At 71.2% G+C, this 19,973-nt stretch carries 17 protein-coding genes; 12 read left to right on the forward strand and 5 right to left on the reverse strand.

Annotation, left to right across the window (positions count from 1 at the left end):
* The first annotated feature begins 33 nt into the window (after positions 1–33).
* Entirely contained in the window at positions 34–1,482 is a 1,449-nt protein-coding gene (locus PGN23_RS16290; RefSeq protein WP_335304090.1) for a hypothetical protein, read from the forward strand.
* A gap of 108 nt (positions 1,483–1,590) precedes the next feature.
* Here the strand turns inward: PGN23_RS16290 and PGN23_RS16295 are convergent, their stop codons facing one another.
* Together PGN23_RS16295 and PGN23_RS16300 are read right to left on the reverse strand one after the other, a co-directional pair.
* Positions 1,591–2,844 carry a Xaa-Pro dipeptidase gene (locus PGN23_RS16295; RefSeq protein WP_335304092.1) on the reverse strand — a complete coding sequence of 418 codons (1,254 nt, stop codon included), beginning with the start codon at positions 2,842–2,844 and terminating at the stop codon, positions 1,591–1,593.
* Positions 2,845–2,899: 55 nt separating this feature from the next.
* Positions 2,900–3,787 (reverse strand): LysR family transcriptional regulator, encoded by an 888-nt coding sequence (locus PGN23_RS16300; RefSeq protein ID WP_335304093.1) that lies wholly within the window; start codon positions 3,785–3,787, stop codon positions 2,900–2,902.
* Positions 3,788–3,883: 96 nt separating this feature from the next.
* Here PGN23_RS16300 and PGN23_RS16305 point away from each other — a divergent pair, with 96 nt between their 5' ends.
* A complete protein-coding gene (locus PGN23_RS16305; RefSeq protein ID WP_335304095.1) occupies positions 3,884–4,612 on the forward strand; it encodes a pirin family protein in 729 nt (242 codons plus the stop codon).
* Between the two features lie 22 nt (positions 4,613–4,634).
* The gene (gene wrbA, locus PGN23_RS16310; RefSeq protein ID WP_335304096.1) at positions 4,635–5,237 is read left to right on the forward strand and encodes an NAD(P)H:quinone oxidoreductase; all 603 of its coding nucleotides are present in this window, start codon (positions 4,635–4,637) and stop codon (positions 5,235–5,237) included.
* Between the two features lie 333 nt (positions 5,238–5,570).
* Here the strand turns inward: wrbA and PGN23_RS16315 are convergent, their stop codons facing one another.
* Complete coding sequence (locus tag PGN23_RS16315) at positions 5,571–6,404, reverse strand: M15 family metallopeptidase (protein WP_335304097.1); 834 nt, start codon at positions 6,402–6,404, stop codon at positions 5,571–5,573.
* Between PGN23_RS16315 and PGN23_RS16320 the strand changes: the two genes are divergently transcribed.
* The 4 genes from PGN23_RS16320 (at position 6,403) to PGN23_RS16335 (ending at position 9,369) form a co-directional block, all read left to right on the forward strand.
* Positions 6,403–7,056 (forward strand): RluA family pseudouridine synthase, encoded by a 654-nt coding sequence (locus PGN23_RS16320; RefSeq protein ID WP_335304098.1) that lies wholly within the window; start codon positions 6,403–6,405, stop codon positions 7,054–7,056. The two genes, PGN23_RS16315 and PGN23_RS16320, sit on opposite strands and share 2 nt — an antisense overlap.
* Positions 7,049–7,447, forward strand: coding sequence for an alternative ribosome rescue aminoacyl-tRNA hydrolase ArfB (gene arfB / locus PGN23_RS16325; RefSeq protein ID WP_335304099.1), 399 nt, complete (start codon positions 7,049–7,051; stop codon positions 7,445–7,447). Before PGN23_RS16320 ends, arfB begins: the two co-directional genes overlap by 8 nt.
* Before the next feature lie 157 nt (positions 7,448–7,604).
* The gene (locus tag PGN23_RS16330) at positions 7,605–8,084 is read left to right on the forward strand and encodes a GAF domain-containing protein (protein ID WP_335304100.1); all 480 of its coding nucleotides are present in this window, start codon (positions 7,605–7,607) and stop codon (positions 8,082–8,084) included.
* A 136-nt stretch (positions 8,085–8,220) separates the two neighbouring features.
* Positions 8,221–9,369, forward strand: a complete 1,149-nt coding sequence (locus PGN23_RS16335; RefSeq protein WP_335304101.1) for an RcnB family protein — start codon at positions 8,221–8,223, stop codon at positions 9,367–9,369.
* Between the two features lie 423 nt (positions 9,370–9,792).
* On the opposite strand, the gene PGN23_RS16340 is transcribed toward PGN23_RS16335, so the two are convergent.
* Positions 9,793–11,085: a M20/M25/M40 family metallo-hydrolase gene (locus PGN23_RS16340; RefSeq protein ID WP_335304102.1), complete on the reverse strand. Its 1,293-nt coding sequence runs from the start codon at positions 11,083–11,085 to the stop codon at positions 9,793–9,795.
* 90 nt (positions 11,086–11,175) lie between these two features.
* A complete protein-coding gene (locus tag PGN23_RS16345; protein WP_335304104.1) occupies positions 11,176–11,628 on the reverse strand; it encodes a universal stress protein in 453 nt (150 codons plus the stop codon).
* Positions 11,629–11,736: 108 nt separating this feature from the next.
* On the opposite strand from PGN23_RS16345, the gene PGN23_RS16350 reads away from it, so the two are divergent.
* The 5 genes from PGN23_RS16350 (at position 11,737) to PGN23_RS16370 (ending at position 19,949) form a co-directional block, all read left to right on the forward strand.
* Positions 11,737–13,098 carry a pyruvate dehydrogenase complex dihydrolipoamide acetyltransferase gene (locus PGN23_RS16350; protein WP_335304105.1) on the forward strand — a complete coding sequence of 454 codons (1,362 nt, stop codon included), beginning with the start codon at positions 11,737–11,739 and terminating at the stop codon, positions 13,096–13,098.
* Positions 13,099–13,111: 13 nt separating this feature from the next.
* Complete coding sequence (locus tag PGN23_RS16355) at positions 13,112–13,345, forward strand: hypothetical protein (RefSeq protein WP_335304106.1); 234 nt, start codon at positions 13,112–13,114, stop codon at positions 13,343–13,345.
* Positions 13,338–14,732 (forward strand): dihydrolipoyl dehydrogenase, encoded by a 1,395-nt coding sequence (lpdA, locus tag PGN23_RS16360; protein WP_335304107.1) that lies wholly within the window; start codon positions 13,338–13,340, stop codon positions 14,730–14,732. Before PGN23_RS16355 ends, lpdA begins: the two co-directional genes overlap by 8 nt.
* A gap of 136 nt (positions 14,733–14,868) precedes the next feature.
* The gene (locus PGN23_RS16365) at positions 14,869–15,714 is read left to right on the forward strand and encodes a transglutaminase-like cysteine peptidase (protein WP_335304108.1); all 846 of its coding nucleotides are present in this window, start codon (positions 14,869–14,871) and stop codon (positions 15,712–15,714) included.
* A gap of 188 nt (positions 15,715–15,902) precedes the next feature.
* Positions 15,903–19,949 carry a beta strand repeat-containing protein gene (locus tag PGN23_RS16370; RefSeq protein ID WP_335304109.1) on the forward strand — a complete coding sequence of 1,349 codons (4,047 nt, stop codon included), beginning with the start codon at positions 15,903–15,905 and terminating at the stop codon, positions 19,947–19,949.
* Positions 19,950–19,973 lie beyond the last annotated feature (24 nt).

Consider the following 19,973-nt stretch of genomic DNA (forward strand, 5'->3'; position numbering starts at 1 on the left):
AATTCCCGTCGCTTGCCGCTATCACGCGGCGCCATGGCCCTCCCCCTCGAGCTCGATCGCCCCGCGCGTGCCGCCCTGCTGCTGGCGCTGGTCGCCGTCGCCGCGCGCATCGCGATGTGGGGAAACCCCGCGACCGGCTTCGACGAGCAATATTACCTGCTGGTCGGCGACCGGATGCTCCACGGCGCGCTGGTCTATGTCGACATCTGGGATCGCAAGCCGATCGGGCTGTTCCTGATCTTCGCCGCGATCCGCCTGCTGGGCGGCGACGGGGTGCTGCACTACCAGGTCGTCGCGACCCTCGCCGCCTGGGCGACCGCGTGCGTCCTCTACCGCGTGGCGCGGCGCGGCACCGGCGCGGCGGGGGCCCTCGCCGCCGGCGCCGCCTATCTGCTGTGGCTCGACTTCACCGAGGGGGAGGGCGGACAGTCCGCGGTGTTCTACAACCTGCCGATGGCGATCGCCGCGGCGCTGGTGCTGCGCCACGTGACCGGGCGCCCCCGCCGCCCGACCGCCGAGGGTGTCACCGCGATGCTGCTGGTCGGCATCGCGTTGCAGATCAAATATTCGGTGGTGTTCGAGGGCATGTTCTTCGGCCTCGCACTGCTCTGGACCGCATGGCGGCGGGGCACGCACCTGCCGGCGCTCGCCGGCCATGCGCTGGCGCTCGTCGCCGCGGCGCTGCTGCCGACCGCGATCGCGGTCGCGGCCTATTGGCGGGCGGGCGCGCTCGACGCCTTCGTGTTCGCCAATTTCCTGTCGATCCTGGGCAAGGAGGGCGGCGCGCTGGCGGACAAGGCGACGGGCTGGCTGCTCGCGCTGGCGATCCTGGCGCCGCTGTGGATCGCCGCCTTGCTCGCGCCGCGCGGGGCGAACGCCGATCCGGCGCGGCGCTTTGCCTGGGGCTGGCTCGCCGCGGCGATCGTCGGGCTGATCCCGTTCGTCAACGGGCCCAATCCCAATGCGCTGCCGCCCGCGCTGCTGCCGCTGGCGCTGCTCGCCGCGCCGGGGCTGGACCGGCGGCCCGGGCGGACGCTGGCGCTGCTGGCCACGATCTTCGTCGTCGGACAGGTGGTGCTTCAGCTCAACACGCGGGTGAAGGGGACGCGCGCGCAGGCCTATGCCTTCGCCGCCGCCGCGACGCCGCGGCAGGGCTGCCTCTATGTCTATGACGGCTATCCGGTGCTGTACCATCTGACGCACACGTGCCTGCCGACGCGCTACGCCTTCCCCGGGCTGCTCAATACGCGGTCGGAGGACAATGCCGCGGCGCTGGGCGTGGATCCGGCCGCGGAGGTGCGCCGCATCCTGGCGACGCGGCCGGAGAAGATCGCCGACGTCCTGCCCGCGTTCGGCGGCGGCAACCCGCGCACCCGCGCGCTGGTCGAGGCGGCGCTGGCGCGGGACTACCGCGCGACGTTCGAGATGCGCACGGGCGGCGGGCGGCGGATCGTCTATACGCGGCGGGATGCGGTGCGGTAAGTACCAAGCACCGCCCCCGCTCCCCGTTCGTGCTGAGCGAAGTCGAAGCACAGCCGCCGTCCCGCATGGCCTTCGACTTCGCTCAGGCTGAACGGAGGTGGCGCCCCCTCACTCTACCCGCACGCCGCCCTTGATGACCGCGACCGGCCGCTCCAGCACCGTCACGTCCGCGGTCGGATCGCCCTTCACCGCGACCATGTCGCCCCAGCGGCCGACCGCGATCGCGCCGACGTCGTCGCGCCCCAGCGCCAGCGCCGCCTGCGAGGTGGCGGCACGGATCGCCTGAAGCGGGGTCATCCCCCATTGCACCATCTTCGCGAACTGCTTCGCATTGTCGCCGTGCGGATAGACGCCCGCATCGGTCCCGAACGTCATCGGCACGCCCATGCGCACCGCGCGCTGGAAGGTCTGGCGCTGCTTCAGCCCGATCGCCTTTTCCTTGTCGAGGCTCTCCTGCTCGGTGCCGTTCGCGGTCCCGGTCGCCAGGATGTAGTCGTCGTTGTAGATATCCATGTCGAACCAGGTCCTGTGCTGGATCGCGAGCTTCATCGCCTCGTCGGAGGCCAGGCTGACATGCTCGATCGTGTCGATGCCGGCGACGATCGCGGCCTTGATCCCCTCGTCGCCGTGCGCGTGCGCCGCGACCTTGAGGTGGAGCATGTGCGCCTCGTCCGCGATCGCCTTCATCTCCTCGACGCTCAGCTGCTGCCCGCCGACCGAATCGCCCAGCGAGAAGACGCCGCCCGTCGCGCAGATCTTGATGACCTGCGCGCCGTATTTGTGGAGCCAGCGCACCTTGGCGCGCGCTTCCGCAGGCGAGTTCACCACGCTGGGCAGCGTCTTGTCATAGGAGGGCGGCAGCGCATTGTCGTCGCAATGCCCGCCGGTCGCGCCGATCGCATAGCCCGCGGGGACGATCCGCGGGCCGATCACCCAGCCGCCGTCGATCGCCTCCTTCAGCCCGACGTCCTGGAAATCCGCCGCGCCGACGTTGCGCACGGTGGTGAAGCCCGCGCGCAGCGTCTTCGCCGCATTGGCCACGCCCACCGCACCCCAGAAGCTGTCGGTATATTTCAGCGTCTGATAGCCGCCGATCTCCGCCAGACTGGTCAGGTGGACGTGCATGTCGATCAGCCCGGGCACCAGCGTCACGTCGCCCAGGTCGACGCGCTTCGCGTCCGCAGGGGCGTCGCCGCCGCCGGTGGAGACGATCTTCCCGTCGGTCACGACGATCGTCGGGCGATCGACCATGCGTCCGCTGTCGACGTCCAGCATCCGTGCCGCGGTGACCACGACCGTCTCCGCCGTCGCCGGCGCACTCCCCATCGCCAGCGCCATCAGCGCCCAGCCCGCTACCTTCATGCCGTGATCCCCCGATGCCCGTGTGTCCGTGGCGGGGAACCATGGCGCGCGCGCGTCAGTCGCGCAACCGCTCGCTCAGGAACGCGATCAGCCGCTCGACCCGTGCCGGGCGCAGCGCGCTGGGCGGCGTCAGCAGATGGAGCCCGATGGGCGGAGGCGCCCATTCGCGCAGGATCTCCACCACCCGTCCGTCGCCCAGCGCATCGCCCAGGATGAACGCCGGCAGCCGTGCGATCCCCAGCCCCGCGACCAGCGCCGGCATCAGCGCGTCGCCGCTGTTCGCCGCCAGCGGCCCCTGCGCCTTGACCGACAGGTCGGTGCCGTCGCGCCCGCGGAAGCGCCACGGCCCGGTGACGTTGGTGTAGGACAGCAGGCGATGCTCCCCCAGCTGCGCGGGGTGCGTCGGCGTGCCGTGGCGCGCCAGATAGGCGGGGGCGGCGACCAGATGCGTCGCCACGCCGCACAATCGCCGCGCGCGCAGCGAACTGTCGGGCAGGTCCGCAATGCGCAGCGCGACGTCATACCCCTCCGCGACGATGTCGACCCGCGCATCGGACAGGTGCAGCTCGATCTCCACCGCGGGATGCGCGACCAGGAACTCCGCCACCAGCGGCGCGACGTTGCTGACCCCGAAGGTCATCGGCGCCGCCAGCCGGACGCGTCCCGCCGGCGCGCTCGCCCCCTGCCGCGCGGCCTCCTCCGCCGCCTGCGCCTCGACGACGATGCGCGCGGCGTGCTCCGCCAGCGGCCGCCCCGCCTCGGTCAGCGCAAGCCGGCGCGAGGTGCGATGGAACAGCGACAGCCCCAGATGCGCTTCCAGCCGCGACACGCCCTTGGAGACCGTCGCCTTGCTGAGTCCGATCGCATCCGCCGCGCCGCTGAACGAGCGATGCTCCGCGACGGCAGCGAAGATCGCCCAGGCTTCCAGATCGGGTAACCGCATCGCGCGATGCTATCGATCGAAACGATCCGTTTCAATCGTTTCCGTTTTCGCGCGACGCTCGCCGTCCTATCTCCGCTCCATCACAGGAGGCAGATCATGACCACCGATACCATCGCCCGCGTCGAACGCCGCCCCTTCGTCACGCTGGGTCATGCCGATCACGGCTGGCTCGACGCGCGCCACCATTTCTCGTTCGCGAACTATCACGATCCGGCCCGCATGAGCTGGGGCGCGATCCGCGTCTGGAACGACGACCGGATCGCCCCCAACAGCGGCTTTCCGCCGCATCCGCACCGCGACATGGAGATCGTCACCTACGTCCGCTCGGGCGCGATCACGCACCAGGATTCGATGGGCAACACCGGCCGGACCGAGGCGGGCGACGTGCAGGTGATGAGCGCCGGCAGCGGCGTGCGCCACGCGGAATACAATCTGGAGGCCGAGCCGACGACGCTCTTCCAGATCTGGATCGAGCCGACGCGCCGCGGCGGCAGCCCCAGCTGGGGCGCCAAGCCCTTTCCCAAGGGCGATCGCTCGGGCCGGTTCGTGACGCTGGCCAGCGGCTATGACGCCGACCTGACCGGCGAACAGCCCGCGCTGCCGATCCGCGCCGAGGCGCGGGTGCTGGCGGCGACGCTGAAGGCGGGCGAGACGCTGACCCACACGGTGGGCGACGGCCGGCACGCCTATCTCGTCCCCGCGACGGGTGCGATCCTGATCGATGGCCAGCCGTTCGCCGCGCGCGACGGCGCCGCCATTGCCGCGGGCACCGTCACCATCACCGCGACGCAGGACGCCGAACTCGTCCTGGTCGACGCCGAATAACGATCACGAAAAGGAGCTGAACATGACCAAGGTCCTCGTCCTCTATTACTCCTCCTACGGCCATATCGAGAAGATGGCGGATGCCGTCGCCGAAGGTGCGCGCGAGGGCGGCGCGCAGGTCGACATCCGCCGCGTCGCCGAGACCGCACCGGCGGAGGTGGTCAAGGCCGCCGGGTTCAAGACCGACACCGCGCACCCGGAGATCGAGGGGCCGGACGCGCTCGCCAATTATGATGCGATCATCGTCGGCGCACCGACGCGATACGGCCGGATGCCCAGCCAGATGGCGGCGTTCTGGGACACCACCGGCGGGCTGTGGATGAAGGGCGCGCTGGTCGGCAAGGTCGGCGGCGCGTTCACCTCCACCGCCAGCCAGCACGGCGGGCAGGAGACGACGCTGTTCTCGATCATCACCAACCTGCTCCACCACGGCATGGCCATCGTCGGGCTGGACTATGGCTATCAGGGCCAGATGGGGGTGAAGGAGGTCCACGGCGGCACGCCGTACGGCGCCAGCACGCTGGCCGACGGCGACGGCAGCCGCCAGCCGAGCCAGGTCGACTTGGACGGCGCGCGCTATCAGGGCCGCCGCATCGCGCAGACCGCAGCGAAGCTGGCGGGGTAAGGACGCCATTGGTCATGCCGGACGTGTTCCGGCATCCACCGTTCCGCAAACCGTCACTCCGGCGTGGGCGCGGAACAGTGGGACCGTTGCGAAAGTCTTCGTCCCCCCGGCGAAGGCGGGACCTGTGCCAAAGGCGACACCGTGCTCCTGCGCAGGCAGGAGCCCAGAGTTGCGGGTCCCATAAGGCGTTGTTCTGTTTGGCCCTGGGCTCCTGCCTGCGCAGGAGCACGGCGTGGGCTCGGGGCTGTTGCGCCCGATTTTGCAAAGGTCCCGCGAAGGCCGGGGCTCGGAAAAGGGGTTTGCAGAGGCCGCGATCAGGTCCGGGGTGACGCGTTACTTCCGTTTAGCCTTCGCCACCCTGCACTTCCCCTTGCGGCATTCCGGCGGCGGGATTGCCTCCATATACACCGGCGGCGGCGCTACGTCGCGGATCACCAGCGCGTCGGGCGCCACCGCCGGGTTCGCCGGAAACGCGGCGCGCGCGCGCGCGAACACCGCGCGTGCCCGCCCTGCCCCCGGCGCATCGCCGCTCGCACCGACCCAGCGCCAGTGCCACGGCTCCCATTTCACCCGCTGCCGGTTGCCCGCGGGGAACGACATCTCGAACCCGAACCGCGTCGCATTCGCCGCCAGCCAGCGGAACGCCGGCGTCGCGGCGACGCACGCCTCCGCATCGGGGCAATCGTTGACGCGCGGGCGGAACGCGAAGTCGAGCGCGAAGCCCGTCGCATGCTCGCTGTGCCCCGGGGGTGCCACCGACTGCGCACGGTCGTCGACCGCCGAATTGGCCTCGCGGCAGAAGACCGACTGCTGATAGCCGAGCGAGCGGTGACACGACAGCGTCAGGATCCGCCCGCCGACCGCCGGATCGCCCGCCGCCGCCGTGAGCAACCGCAACAGGTCGGGCAGCATGTCGCGCCGCACCAGGCACGCGCCGCCCGCATTCCACGGCGCCGGGACCGGGACCAGTTCGCCCGGCGCGACGTCGCCGTAAGGCAGATGTCCCAGCACGCGACCGTCCGCCGCCACGGCGGGCTGCCGCCCGTCGGCGCACAATTGCGCGTGCGCGGGGAGCGACACGGTCATCATCACGAAAACGGCAAGCAGGCGGCGCAGCATGACGCCCTCTGGCCAGCCGGGCGCCATGATGGCAAGGGCCGTCGCCATGCTGGGTGACCGAGTGCTCTTCCTCGACGGCGAGGCGTTGGTGATCGACAAGCCCGCGGGCCTGCCGGTGGACAGGCCGCGCGACGGCGCGATCAGTCTGGAGAATCACCTCGAATCGCTGCGGCTGGGGTTCAGGCGCTGGCCGATGGCGGTGCACCGGCTGGATCGCGACACCAGCGGCTGCCTGCTGCTGTCGCGCAACCCGAAGGCGCATGCCCGCTTCCAGCAGGCGTTCGAACAGGGACTGGTCGCGAAGCGCTATGTCGCGATCCTCGACGCGGTGCCGCGCGCGACCGCGGGTCTGATCGACCTGCCGCTCGCCAAGATCTCCAGCGCCGAGCAGGGCTGGCGGATGACCGGCGATCCGCGCGGCAAATCGGCGCGCACCGCCTGGACGCTGCTGGCCGAGAAGGACGGCCGCGCGCTGGTCGAGTTCCGCCCGGAGACGGGACGCACCCATCAGATCCGCGTCCATGCGCGCGAGGGGCTGGGCGCGGCGGTCACCGGCGATGCCGTCTATGGCGCGGCGCATCCCGCGGGGATGATGCTCCACGCCGCCGCGCTGACCGTCCCGCGCGCCGGCAAGCCCGATGTCGCCGCCGAGGCGCCCTGGCCGGAGCGATTCGCCGCGGCCGGGTTCGACCATGGCTGACGTGCCCGAGGATGCGGTCGAGGAGCGCTTCCTCGCCGCCACGGGGCCGGGCGGGCAGAACGTCAACAAGGTCGCCACCGCCTGCCAGTTGCGCGTCGACGTGTTCCGGCTGGGACTGTCGCCGGAGACCTATCGCCGGCTGAAGGCGATCGCGGGCAGCCGCCTGACCGCGTCGGGGACGCTGGTGCTGACCGCCAGGCGGTACCGCACGCAGGACGCCAACAGGCAGGACGCGCGCGCGCGCCTGGCGGAGATGCTGGCCGAGGCGGAGAAGCGCGAGGCGCGGCGCGTGAAGACCAAGCCGTCGCGCGCGGCGAAGGCGAAGCGCGTCGACGAGAAGAAGGGCCGCGCGCAGGTGAAGGCGGGGCGGGGCAAGGTGCGGCTGGAATAGCGCGAACGCCCGACGTCTCCCACGGTGCTCCTGCGCAGGCAGGAGCCCAGCGTTGTCGTTCCCACAAGGCGTTACCATGCCTGGCTCTGGGCTCCTGCGTTCGCAGGAGCACGGTGTGGGATTGGCACCGCCACCCGCCCCACCTACCTACGCCGGCATGTACGCCTTCGACATCGCCGCCGGCTCCAGGCAGGAGCTGTACCGCGACCTTCACGCCGCGCTCGACGCGCTGACCGCGGACGAGCCCGACGCCATCGCCAACATGGCCAATGCCGCCGCACTGATCGCGCAGTATCTGCCCGACCTGAACTGGTCCGGCTTCTACCGGCTGGTCGACGGCGAACTGGTGCTCGGCCCGTTCCAGGGCAAGGCGGCGTGCATCCGCATCCCGCTGGGCAAGGGCGTGTGCGGCACCGCCGCAGCCGAGCGGCGCACGCAGCTGGTGGAGGACGTCCACGCCTTTCCTGGCCATATCGCGTGCGATGCGGCGAGCCGCTCGGAACTGGTCGTCCCGATCCTCGCGGGCGAGCGGCTGATCGGGGTGCTCGACCTCGACAGCCCCTCGCCCGCGCGCTTCGACGACGAGGATGCGCGCGGGTGCGAGGCGTTGATGGCGCTGCTCGCGCCGCGGCTCTAGAACGCCCGCCCGACCGTCCCGCTCCTCCCGTTTCGGGACAGGCGGGACGCTGGTTGCGTGTCCGTGACGATGGTACGGCAACTCTCATCAGGATGCGGGCGTTGCCGCGCGCAGTCCACGAACAGGGGAGTTATCCGTGCCCATCCGCACGCTGCTGATCGCCACCGCCGCCCTTGCCGGGTCCCTCGCCGCCACCGCCGCCGCGGCACAGGCCCCCGTGTCGCATGGCTGGAACGGCACCCGCTGGAGCAATGCCGGCACCGGGGGCGGTGCCTGGAACGGCACGCGCGGGCGCTGGGGCGAGCGGATCGGCGGCCGCTGGTGGGGCGGCGTGCGCGCGCCGGGCGGCTGGGGCGCGTATCGCCGCCCGGTCCGCGGCTGGGTGCTGCCGCGCTACTGGGTCGCGCCGACTTGGTACGTCAACGACTGGTCGTCCTACGGCCTGCCGCAGCCGCCGCAGGGCTATGTCTGGTCGCGCTATTACGACGATGCGGTGCTGATCGACGGCCGCGGCAGCGTCTATGACAGCGTCGGCGGCGTCGCCTGGGATCAGGGCGACCCGGGCTATGCGTATGACGAGCGCGGTTACGGACCCGCCTATGGCGCACCGCAGCTGCCCTATCCGACCCGCGATGCCGACGACGGGCTGGGCGGCGCGGCGACCGGCGCGGTGGTCGGCGGCGTGGCGGGCAACGTCATCGCCGGGCGCGGCAACCGGCTGGGCGGCACCTTGCTGGGCGCGGGCGCAGGTGCGCTGGCGGGCATGGCGATCGACCGCTCGGATCGCGCCGGCCGCGTCCCCGTCGCGCCGCCGCCCGCCTATGGCGCCGGCTATGCCCCGCCGCCCGCGTACGGCGCGGGTTACGCGCCGCCGCCCGCTTACGGCGCAGGCTACGCACCGCCCCCGCCGTACCGCGCCGGGGGAGCGCCGGTGGTCGCCTATCAGCAGGGCAGCTACGGCGGCGATTATGCGGGCACCACCTATTCGGGCACGACCTATTACGGCCCCGCGCCGCAGCCAGCGCCCGCGCTGGTCGCGCAGCCTTACGGCTATGGCGCGCCGGCGACCGTCTACGGCGCCGACGGGACGGTCGTGACGACCTCCACCACGCAGGGCAGCGCGGGCTATGTCGCGGGCGGCTGGTATTATCCCGGCACCACGGTCACGACCGTCACCGTCCAGTCGGGCAGCAGCGCCGCCGCGGAGGTGTTCGAGGAGCAGGCGGTCGCCTACAAGGGCGGCTATCGCGGGCGCCGCTTCACCAAGGGCCGCTGCCGCTGCTGAGCGGGTCGGGGGACAAGCGCGCATCGGCGCCGTCGAAACAGGAAAGGGTCCAGACCGCTACAAAGGTCGCGCACCGTTCGACATAGCAGCCGTTCCCCGGCGAAGGCCGGGGGCCAGATGGCATGGCTCCTCAGCATCTCGCCGCCGTCCCCCAACTGGGCCCCGGCCGTCGCGGGACGTTTGCAAAACAGGTGCAGCGGCATCGGGCCCACGCCGTGATCCTGCGCAGGCAGGAGCGCAACGCCTTAAGGGACCTGCAACTCCGGGCTCCTGCCTGCGCAGGAGCACGGTGTCGCCTTTGGCACAGGTTCCGCCTTCGCCGGGGAACGGGCAGGCGACTGTCGAAGCGGCTTCGAACCGGCCGGGGCGACCGACCCGCGGTGCAGGCGAGGATCGCGGACCGACGTCCTGCCCGCCCGTCCGCTACTTCCTCTCCTTGCCCGCGAAGGTGACGAGGCTTTCGCTGCCGTCGCCGGCCAGCGCCGCGACGCCGAAGAAATGGTCGTCCACCGCCACCGCCGGCACGTCCAGCATCGTCGCGGTCGTGTCGCGCGACTGCTGCCAGTCCTGCGCGTCCGTGCGGCGCCAATAGACGCGGTACCCCGTCGCGCCCGGCACCGCCGGCCACGTCACCCTGGTATCATAGGACAAGGCGCCCGAGATCGCCGCGCCGGCGGGCGCGGCGGGGGCGGCCGCCAGCCGGGCGATGGTGGCGACGTTGATCGCGGTCACCTTCGCCAGATAGGCGAAGTCCATCCCCTCGATCGTGTCGCCGTAGACGCGCCCGTTCTCCTGGCGCAGATCCTGATGCTGGCGATCCCAATTCTCCGCCGCGACGGTGAAGCGCACCGCGGGGAAGCCCAACGCCAGGAAGGGCTCGTGATCGCCGCCGCGCCCGAAACGATCGGGGCGGCGGTCGACGAACACGTCGAACCCGCCCGGCAGCGTCGCCGCCACCTTGTCCACCGCCTTCGCCAGCGCGCGACTCTGGCCATCGTCCTCGCCGCCGATCGCGCGGCGGTCCATCGCCTGCACCAGCGACTCGCTCGCGCGGATACCCTCGGAGAAGACGCGGACATGGCCGTCCATCACGACGCCGCCCTGCCCGGCCGAATTGCCGACGATGTCGTTGTTGAGCATCGCATCGACCTGCCACCCGCGCGCCCTGGCGGTGTCCGCCAGCAACGTCGCGCCCAGCAGCCCCTGCTCCTCGCCGGAAAAGGCGACATAGACGATGTTCGCGGCGAACGTTTCGCGCGAGAGGATACGCGCCGCCTCCAGCACCAGCGACACGCCGCTGGCATCGTCGTTCGCCCCCGGCGCATCGGCGGTGGCGTTCATCACGTCGGTCACGCGGCTGTCGATATGCGCGCCGACGATGATGTAGCGGTCGGGGTCGCTTCCCTTCTGGATGCCCAGCACGTCCTCGATCATCACGCCCTGCGGTGCGCGCGCGTTGACGAAGCGGCGCCGCGGGCGCTCGACCGCGATGCACCCGCCGCACGTCCGCGACAGCCGGGCGAATTCGCCCGCCACCCAGTCGCGCGCCGCGCCGATCCCCCGCTTCGGGTCGGTCGCGGACGAGAGCGAATGGCGCGTGCCGAAGGATACCAGCTTCTCGACATTGGCGCGCAACCGCGGCTGCGACGGCGCGTCGCGCGCGAAGGCGGGGGTGGCGAGGAGCGTGGAGGCGGCGAGCAGGGTGCGCAGGATCATGCCGCGGTGATGGCGCAAGAAACGCGGGCGCTCAACCACTTGCCGTACCGCCGCCCGCGCGCGGGCGGGGATCCGGCAGCGCCGCTCAGCTCAGCTCAGCCGGTCGATCGCGTCCGCGTCCAGCCCGCCCGGCACGATCATCAGCGGCACCGGCAGCGTCCCGGCCTCCGCGGCGAAGTGGCTGACCAGCACGCCCGGCGCGCCGCTCGCCGCCGCTCCCAGGACGAGCGCGGCGATGCTGGGGTTGTCCGCGATCATCTCGCGGATCACCCGGGGCCCGTCGCCTTCGCGCACCGTCAGCGACGGGCGCACGCCCGATTCCTCCAGGATCGTGCCGGCGGCGCGCGCCACCAGGCCCTCGGCATGCTGGCGCTGCTCCTGCTCGATCGTCGCCTGCACGCCGCCGAAGGGGATGAATTCCTGCGGCGGCAGCAGCGCCAGTATCTCCACGCCGCCCCCCGTCTTCACCGCGCGCCGCGCCGCGAACCGCAGCGCGCTCAGCGCCTCGGGAGTGTCGTCGATCACGGTCAGATAGATGCGCATCGCGCCTGTGTACGCCTCCGCCACGCCGTCGCCAAGGCGCGCGCACTTGACCCTACGGCGTCCGTCCGCAAGAGACGCGACTTCCCCAGGAGCCTTTCGAGGATCACGATGCCCATCGAAATCAAGATGCCTGCGCTGTCGCCGACGATGGAGGAAGGCACGCTCGCCAAATGGCTCGTCAAGGAAGGCGACACCGTCAGGTCCGGCGACATCATGGCCGAGATCGAGACCGACAAGGCGACGATGGAGTTCGAGGCGGTCGACGAGGGCGTGATCGCGAAGATCGTCGTGGCCGAGGGTAGCGACGGCGTGAAGGTGGGCGAGGTGATCGCGCTGCTCCAGGGCGAGGACGAGGAAGCGGGCGAGAGCACGCCCGCCCCCGCCGCCAGGGAGAGCGAGGCCAAGCCCTCGCCCGAGGATCCCAACAAGACCGGCACCGAGGCGAAGCCCGCGAAGGAAGACGTCGAGGATCACGGCAAGCCCGCCGACCGGCAGGTGGCGAAGGAAGAGACGCCGGCCGCCGCCCCCGCGCATCGGGACGGCGCGAGGGAGCACGGCCGCGTGAAGGCCAGCCCGCTGGCGCGCCGCATCGCCGCGGACAAGGGCGTCGACCTGTCCGCGGTGCAGGGCTCCGGCCCCAACGGCCGCATCGTGAAGGCCGACATCGAGAACGCACAGCCGGGCGCCGCACCCGCCGCCGCCGGATCGAGCGACACCCCCGCCGCCGCCGCCGTCGCGCCGGCCCCCGCCCCGGCGAAACCCGCCGCGATTCCCGACATCCCGCACGAGCTCACGAAGCTCAGCAACATGCGCAAGACGATCGCGCGCCGCCTGACCGAATCGAAGCAGCAGGTGCCGCACATCTACCTCACGGTCGACGTGCGCCTCGACAAGCTGCTGAAGCTGCGCGGCGAGCTGAACGCCGGGCTGGAGGCGCGCGGCGTCAAGCTGTCGGTCAACGACCTGATGATAAAGGCGCTGGCGGTGGCGCTGATCCAGGTGCCCAAGTGCAACGTGATGTTCACCCCCGACCAGCTGGTCAGCTTCGCGCGCGCCGACATCTCGGTCGCGGTGTCGACGCCCGAGGGCCTCATCACCCCGGTCATCACCGAGGCGGACAGCGCCTCGCTGTCGAGCATCTCCACCCGGATGAAGGACCTGGCCGCGCGCGCCCGCGACAAGAAGCTGAAGCCGGAGGAATTCACCGGCGGCACCGCCTCGATCAGCAACATGGGCATGTACGGGATCAAGCAGTTCGAGGCGGTCATCAACCCGCCGCAGGGCATGATCCTGGCGATCGGCGCGGGCGAGAAGCGCCCGTGGGTGATGGAGGACGGCCAGCTGGGCGTCGCCAGCATCATGAGCGCGACCGGCAGCTTCGACCACCGCGCGATCGACGGTGCGGACGGCGCGGAGCTGATGCAGGCGTTCAAGACGCTGGTCGAGAACCCGCTGTCGATGCTCGCCTGAGGCGGGCGTCGCGATGGCACAGATGCAGCTGCCCGAGGTGTGGCGCGAGGTGGCGTGGGGGCTGCTCGGCCTCGGCTTCACCGCGCTCGCCTTCCACGGCGCGGCATGGAGCTATCCGCAGGGGTATGAGACGATCTGGGCGATCGGCGGCCTGACCCTGGCCGCGGTCGCGATCCTGAGCGGGCGGGAGGTGATGCGCGTGCACGCCGCCTCCCCCGCCGATACCAAGGACATTCATCATGGCTGACACCTACGACCTCATCGTGCTCGGCTCCGGTCCGGGCGGTTACGTGGCGGCGATCCGCGCATCGCAGCTGGGCCTGAAGGTCGCGATCGTCGAGCGCGAGCGGCTGGGCGGCATCTGCCTCAACTGGGGCTGCATCCCGACCAAGGCGCTGCTGCGCACGTCGGAGATCTATCATTACATGACCCACGCCGCCGACTACGGGCTGAAGGCGGAGAAGATCGGCTTCGACCTCCCCAAGATCGTCGAGCGCAGTCGCAAGGTGTCCGGGCAGCTGAACGCCGGCGTGAAGTCGCTGATGAAGAAGAACAAGGTGACGGTGGTCGAGGGTGTCGGCGCACTGGCCGGAAAGGGCAAGCTGTCCGTCAGGCAGGGCAACGGCACGGTCGAGCTGGAGGCGAAGCACATCATGGTCGCGACCGGCGCGCGCGCGCGCGACCTGCCGTTTGCGAAGGCGGACGGCAAGCGCATCTGGACCTATCGCCACGCGATGGTGCCCGAGGAGATGCCGACGAAGCTGCTGGTCATCGGATCGGGCGCGATCGGGGTGGAGTTCGCCAGCTTCTACAACGACATGGGCGCCGACGTGACGATCGTCGAGATGCTGCCGCGCATCCTGCCGGTCGAGGACGAGGAGGTCAGCGCCTTCATGGAGAAGCGCCTGGGCAAGGACGGGATCAGGATCGTCACCGGCGCGGGCGTGGAGAAGATCGACAGCGACGCGAAGGGCGTGAAGGCGACGATCAAGGGCAAGGACGGCAAGTCCACCACCGAGGATTACAGCCACGTCATCGTCGCGATCGGCATCGTGCCGAACACCGAGGAGATCGGGCTGGAGACACTGGGCGTCGAGACCGAGCGCGGGCATATCAAGGTCGACGGCTTCGGGCGAACCAATGTCGAGGGCATCTACGCGATTGGCGACGTCACCGGCGCGCCGTGGCTGGCGCACAAGGCGAGCCATGAGGGCGTGGTGTGCGTCGAGAAGATCGCGGGCGAGGATCCGCATCCGTTCGAGACGTGGAACATTCCGGGCTGCACCTATTCGCGCCCGCAGGTGGCGTCGGTCGGGCTGACCGAGGCGAAGGCGAAGGAGCAGGGCCGCGACGTGAAGGTCGGCAAGTTTCCCTTCATCGGCAACGGCAAGGCGATCGCGCTGGGCGAGGCGGACGGTTTCATCAAGACCGTGTTCGACGCCGGGACCGGCGAACTGCTCGGCGCGCATATGGTCGGGGCGGAAGTGACCGAGCTGATCCAGGGCTATGTCGTCGCGCGTCAGCTGGAGACGACGGAAGCCGAGCTGATGGAGACGGTGTTCGCGCACCCGACGCTCAGCGAGATGATGCACGAGAGCGTGCTCGGCGCCTACGGCCGCGCGCTGCATTTCTAGGCGGTTGCCGCCCCCCCCTTCCGGGGGCGGGGCGCGCCCGCCGGGCATGAGCCGGCTCGCAGATTGTTGATGGTGGACAGCGGCTTAACCGCGTCCGTTCGTAAGTTCTTCCGCTGTTCCCGGCATCTTTCGGGATATGAAGAACGCGAGCCGCCTCTCCCTTTCGCGAGTCGCCGTCCTGATGACGGCGGCGGCGCTGACCGTCGCGGCCGAGGCCCGCGCCGACGATCTCCCGGCCGATGGTGCCGGACGCGCGATGTCCGCGCTGGAGGCGGTCGTGTCGCGACAGGGCGGCGCCCCCGCCCGCGTCGCCGCCGTGACGACGCCGCCGCGCGGTTCGTGGCGGGCCGGCGCGTCCGATCGTTACGGCCTAGCGTCGGTTCCTTTCGCGACCGTTAACCGCGACGCGCCCGATGTGTTCGGGTCCACCTCGCTGCGGGTCGGACGCACCCCGCTCGACCAGCGGTGGCAGCGGGTGTCGGTGGGCGCGGCGCGGGCGCTGGACGCCTCCGCCCGCCGCTTCGTCGCCTCGATCCGCCATCTCGACCGGCGCGCGCAGGTCGATGCGGTCAACGGCTGGGTGAACGCGCGCGTCACCTTCCGGTCCGACCGCGAGGGTCACGACATATGGGCCGATGCCGCGCAGACGCTGCGCACCGGCCGCGGCGATTGCGAGGATTATGCGATCGCGAAGATGCAGCTGCTGCGCGCGCTGGGCCATCCCGCCACCAGCCTGTATTTCGTGGTGGCGCAGGATCTGGTCCGGCGGCAGGGTCACGCCGTCCTGGTCGTCCGCCACCAGGGCACGATGCTGATGCTCGACAGCAGCAGCGACCGCATCCAGGACGCGACCCGCCGCGCCGATTACCGGCCGATCCTGTCCTTCTCGGCGGACCGGGCATGGATCCACGGCTATGCCGGCGAGGGAATCGCGACGCGAATGGCCAGCACGGGGAACCCCGACCCGGGTGTGTCATTATGACCGCATATTCGTGGTTAACGCGCAGAAAGTTGTAAATTCGGCCGTAACCTCGTTGACCTTTTCGCCCCCTCGCGCGCTTTAATGCGAGCGAGAGTACGGGAGCGTCATCCATGGTCAGCGTTCGTGTTGCCGAGTCGTCGGCGCCGCTGGTTCAGACCCGCTCGGGCCCGGGCGTTGCGCCGGCGCCCGTGTCGGCCAGCGATGTTCAGGTGGTGCAGGGTCAGGGCGGCGGCATCATGCGCATCGCCGTGCCGGTGGACGGCGTGGTGCAGCTGCCCGCCGGCACCGATCTGGGCACGATCGTCGCGGACGGACGCGACCTGATCGTCGCGCTGCCCGACGGGACGAAGCTGGTCATCGTCGACGGCGCGGTGTTCGTCCCCGACCTGGTCGTCGGCACGGTCGAGGTGCCTCCCTCCACGCTGGTCGCGCTGCTGATCGGGCATGAGCCGCAGACCGCGGCCGGCCCGCCGTCCAGCTCGGGCGGCAATTTCGCGGTGCCGGTCGGCTCGCTGGGCGATGCCTTCGCGATCGGCGACCTGCTGCCGCCCACCGCGCTCGCCTTCACCGTGCCCACGTTCGAGGATATCGACGTGCGCCCGCGCAACATCGTCGACAACCTGTTCCCCGACATCACGATCACCACGCCGCAGACCCCCGGCGGCGCGATCGATGCGGTGGCGACCGTGTCGGAGGCCGGGCTGCCCGCGCGCGGCAATGAGCCCGCGGGGACGAACCCGACCTCCAATCTGGAGACGACCACCGGATCGGTGCAATACGATCCGGGCGACGCCCCCGCGGTCGTCGCCGTGGACGGCAATGCGATCACGACGGTCGGCCAGACCATCACCACCCAGTTCGGCGTGGTCACGATCACCGCGGTGCGCGCGGACGGGTTCGACTATAGCTACACGCTCAGCGACAATACGTCGGGCCAGAACGTCCGCGAGGTGCTGAACCTCACCGTCACCGATCGCGACGGCGACCGGGCGACCGGCACGCTGACGGTGACGATCATCGACGATGCGCCGATCGCGCGCGCCGACATCGACAGCGTCGCCGCCCCCACCGGCCCGGCGGCGTCCAGCGCCACGGTCGGGGTCGATTTCACCGACGCCGCCTTCTGGTCGGGCGTGCCCGCGGGGAGCACCTCGGTCGCGCTGAACGGGGCGACGCTGTCGTCGATCAACGGCGCGCTCGGCTTCTACCTGGGCGCCAGCGTCTTCTCGCCCGGCGACGGCCGTCCGGGCCAGTCGTGGACCAACGAGGTCGACGCCTTCAACGACCAGCCCGAGGGGCTGCGCATCACCTTCGCCACCGCACAGTCGAACGTGCGGCTGGCGCTGGGACAGCTGTACCAGGAGCGGCTGTTCAGCCCGACGCCGGACGCGGAGCGCGTGACGGTGGAGGTCACGCTGGCGGACGGCACGACGCAGACGCGCACCGTCACCGCGGTGGCGACGTCGCAGCCCGGGTTGCTGAACGTGTCGCTCGCCGCGTCCGATTTCGGCGGCGTCGCGATCACGTCGGTGGTGCTGACCCCCGATCTGTCGCTGGCGCCCGTACCCGCGGGGGTGACGCCGGCCAGCAACGCGCTGCTGCCCTATTCGGAGTTCGTGCTGCGCGGCATCAGCTACGACGTCGCCTCCTTCGTGCCGCCCACCGCACCGTTCGCGGACGGCAACGTCCTGACCGGCGTCGGCGGGACCGATGCCAACACCACCGATGGCGTGGCCGATACGCAGGGCGCGGACGGCGCGACCGTGACCGGCGTGGTCGCGGGCGTCGCGACCAGCGCCAGCGGCAACCTGGGCACCGCGGTCGCGGGCACCTACGGCACGCTGACGCTGACGGCGGACGGCAGCTACCGCTACGTCCCCTCGTCCACCAATGCGGAGCTGCGCGCGCTGATCCCCGGCGAGACGCGGACCGACACCTTCACCTACACGCTGACCGACGGCGACGGCAGCACCGCCACGACCACGCTGACGATCACCATCGACGGCACCGACGATCCCGTGGCGCTGACCGGGCTGACCCCCGCGATCACCGGCGGCGACGTGATCGTGGCGGAGGCGAACCTGGCGAACGGCACCGCGCCGGACGCGACCGCACTGTCGCCGCAGGGCGACTTCACGATCGTGGCGCCGGACGGCTACGGCAATTTGAGCATCGCGGGCCAGACCGTGATGACGGGGGGCGCCTTCACCGCGACGACGATCACCACGCCGCTCGGCAACACGCTGGCGATCACCGGCTTCGACGCCGCGACGGGGCGCGTCACCTATCAGTACACGCTGAACGGCCCGGTCGATTCCGGCGGCACCCTGGGCGACCGCGTGACGGAGACGTTCAACGTCGTCGCCACCGACCGCAACGGGTCGAGCACGCAGGGGTCGCTGGTCGCGACGATCGTCGACGACGCGCCGATCCTGTCCGCCGATGCCGACCGCGTGACCGTGGGCACGCCCGCGACGCAGCAGAGCAGCACGACCGTGGTCGATTTCACCGACGCCGGCCTGTGGAACGGCGTTCCCGCGGGCAGCACGCAGGCCGGCTTCGGCGGCGGCGGCGTCACCTTGTCCTCGATCAACGGCGCGCTGGGTTACTATCTCGGCGCCAGCGTCTTTTCCCCCAGCGACGGCCAGCCGCGGCAGGCGTGGACCAACGAGGTCGACGCCTATAACGATCAGCCCGAGGGCCTGGTGCTGTCGTTCGCGCAGGCGCAGTCGACGGTGCGGATCACGCTCGGGCAATTGTATGTCGAGCGCCAGTTCAACTTCGCGCCCGACGCCGAGAAGGTCGACGTCACGGTCACGCTGGCGGACGGTTCCACCGCGACCCGCATCGTCACCGCCTCGCCCACGGCGGTGGGCGGCCAGGCGACGGTGACGTTGACGTCGGCGGACTTCGGCGGGCAGGCCATCCGCTCGGTCGCGCTGACCCCCGACCTGTCACCGCCCGCGCCGCCGGCGAACGGCGCGACGGGGCCGACGCTGAACACCCCGTTCTCGGAGTTCGTGCTGCGTGGTGTCGAGTTCCAGACGACGAGCGACACCCCGCAGTCGCGCTCCTTCGCGGACGGCAACGTGCTGACCGGCGTCGGCGGGACCGATGCCAACACCACCGACGGGGTGGCCGATCGGCTGGGGGCGGACGGCGGACAGGTCACCGGCGTCGGGCTGGGGTATCAGACCGTCACCGGCGGCGTGGGGACGCCGCTGACCGGCACCTACGGCACGCTGACGCTGACGGCGGACGGCTCCTATACCTATGTCCTCAACAACGACCTGCCCGCGGTCCAGCGGCTGTCGGGGTCGAACACGCTCGTCGATCGCTTCACCTATACGGTGACCGACGGCGACGGGGATCGCGCCTCGACCCAGCTGACGATCACGATCCAGCCGCAGAGCGCCGCCGCGCGCTTCTCCGCATCGGCCGGGCCGGTGATGGCGGCGGAGGATACCGCCGCGCTGCATCTGTCGCGCGCGACGGAGACGACGACCGGCACCACCACGCTGACCGCGGCGCTGCTGACCGCGGCGGTGGTGGCGGGCGAGCCGGCGCATGCCCGCTCGCCGGCACCCGAGGCCGCGGCGACGCACACCGATGCGGACGCGACCGGACAGGCCGCCACGACGCATGCCGCCGCCGCCGCGATCGAGCCGGTGCATCAGGCCGCGGCGACGGAGCCGGCCACGACCCAGCCCGCTGCCACGACCACCACCACCCCGACCCATGCGTCGGCCACGGCGGAGCCGGTCACGACGACCGATCATGCGGGCGTCGCCGGCAGCCACGCCGCGTCCGCGTCGGAACCCGCGCACGACACCGCCCCCCATGCCGACGCGACGCCCGTCGCCGCCGCGCCAGTGGCGGCGCTGGCGGAGGGGATCGCCATCCCCGCCGCGCTGGCCCCCGCCGCCCAGGTCGCGGAGGCGCCCGCCGCCGCGAACGCGACGCAGGCGGCGCAGGTACTGGCCGATGTGCTGCACGGTGGCGCGCCCGCGCATGCGGCAGGGATCGATACCCTGCTGTCCGCGTTACCCCAGGATCAGGGGGTTTCGGACAATAGCATCCACGCCGCATCCGCTCCGGCCTATGTCGCCGCCAACGATACCGGCGCTGCGGAGGCGATGTCGGCGGCCTGGAACGCGATGGCGGCCGCCCATGCACAGGCCGCCGCCGCGGTGACGGCGCACGACGGGGTGATGGTGGTCGCTCACTCCGCCTGACGAGACGTTCGACGATAGCGCGGC

This window comes from Sphingomonas adhaesiva, assembly GCF_036946125.1.
Lineage (GTDB): Bacteria > Pseudomonadota > Alphaproteobacteria > Sphingomonadales > Sphingomonadaceae > Sphingomonas > Sphingomonas adhaesiva_A.

Excerpts from the sequence above, each read along its gene's own strand:
- PGN23_RS16290 (WP_335304090.1), top strand. The coding sequence starts at position 34 with ATGGCCCTCCCCCTCGAGCTCGATCGCCCCGCGCGTGCCGCCCTGCTG.
- PGN23_RS16295 (WP_335304092.1), bottom strand. The coding sequence starts at position 2,844 with ATGAAGGTAGCGGGCTGGGCGCTGATGGCGCTGGCGATGGGGAGTGCG.
- PGN23_RS16300 (WP_335304093.1), bottom strand. The coding sequence starts at position 3,787 with ATGCGGTTACCCGATCTGGAAGCCTGGGCGATCTTCGCTGCCGTCGCG.
- PGN23_RS16305 (WP_335304095.1), top strand. The coding sequence starts at position 3,884 with ATGACCACCGATACCATCGCCCGCGTCGAACGCCGCCCCTTCGTCACG.
- wrbA (WP_335304096.1), top strand. The coding sequence starts at position 4,635 with ATGACCAAGGTCCTCGTCCTCTATTACTCCTCCTACGGCCATATCGAG.
- PGN23_RS16320 (WP_335304098.1), top strand. The coding sequence starts at position 6,403 with ATGCTGGGTGACCGAGTGCTCTTCCTCGACGGCGAGGCGTTGGTGATC.
- PGN23_RS16315 (WP_335304097.1), bottom strand. The coding sequence starts at position 6,404 with ATGGCGACGGCCCTTGCCATCATGGCGCCCGGCTGGCCAGAGGGCGTC.
- arfB (WP_335304099.1), top strand. The coding sequence starts at position 7,049 with ATGGCTGACGTGCCCGAGGATGCGGTCGAGGAGCGCTTCCTCGCCGCC.
- PGN23_RS16330 (WP_335304100.1), top strand. The coding sequence starts at position 7,605 with ATGTACGCCTTCGACATCGCCGCCGGCTCCAGGCAGGAGCTGTACCGC.
- PGN23_RS16340 (WP_335304102.1), bottom strand. The coding sequence starts at position 11,085 with ATGATCCTGCGCACCCTGCTCGCCGCCTCCACGCTCCTCGCCACCCCC.
- PGN23_RS16345 (WP_335304104.1), bottom strand. The coding sequence starts at position 11,628 with ATGCGCATCTATCTGACCGTGATCGACGACACTCCCGAGGCGCTGAGC.
- PGN23_RS16350 (WP_335304105.1), top strand. The coding sequence starts at position 11,737 with ATGCCCATCGAAATCAAGATGCCTGCGCTGTCGCCGACGATGGAGGAA.
- PGN23_RS16355 (WP_335304106.1), top strand. The coding sequence starts at position 13,112 with ATGGCACAGATGCAGCTGCCCGAGGTGTGGCGCGAGGTGGCGTGGGGG.
- lpdA (WP_335304107.1), top strand. The coding sequence starts at position 13,338 with ATGGCTGACACCTACGACCTCATCGTGCTCGGCTCCGGTCCGGGCGGT.
- PGN23_RS16365 (WP_335304108.1), top strand. The coding sequence starts at position 14,869 with ATGAAGAACGCGAGCCGCCTCTCCCTTTCGCGAGTCGCCGTCCTGATG.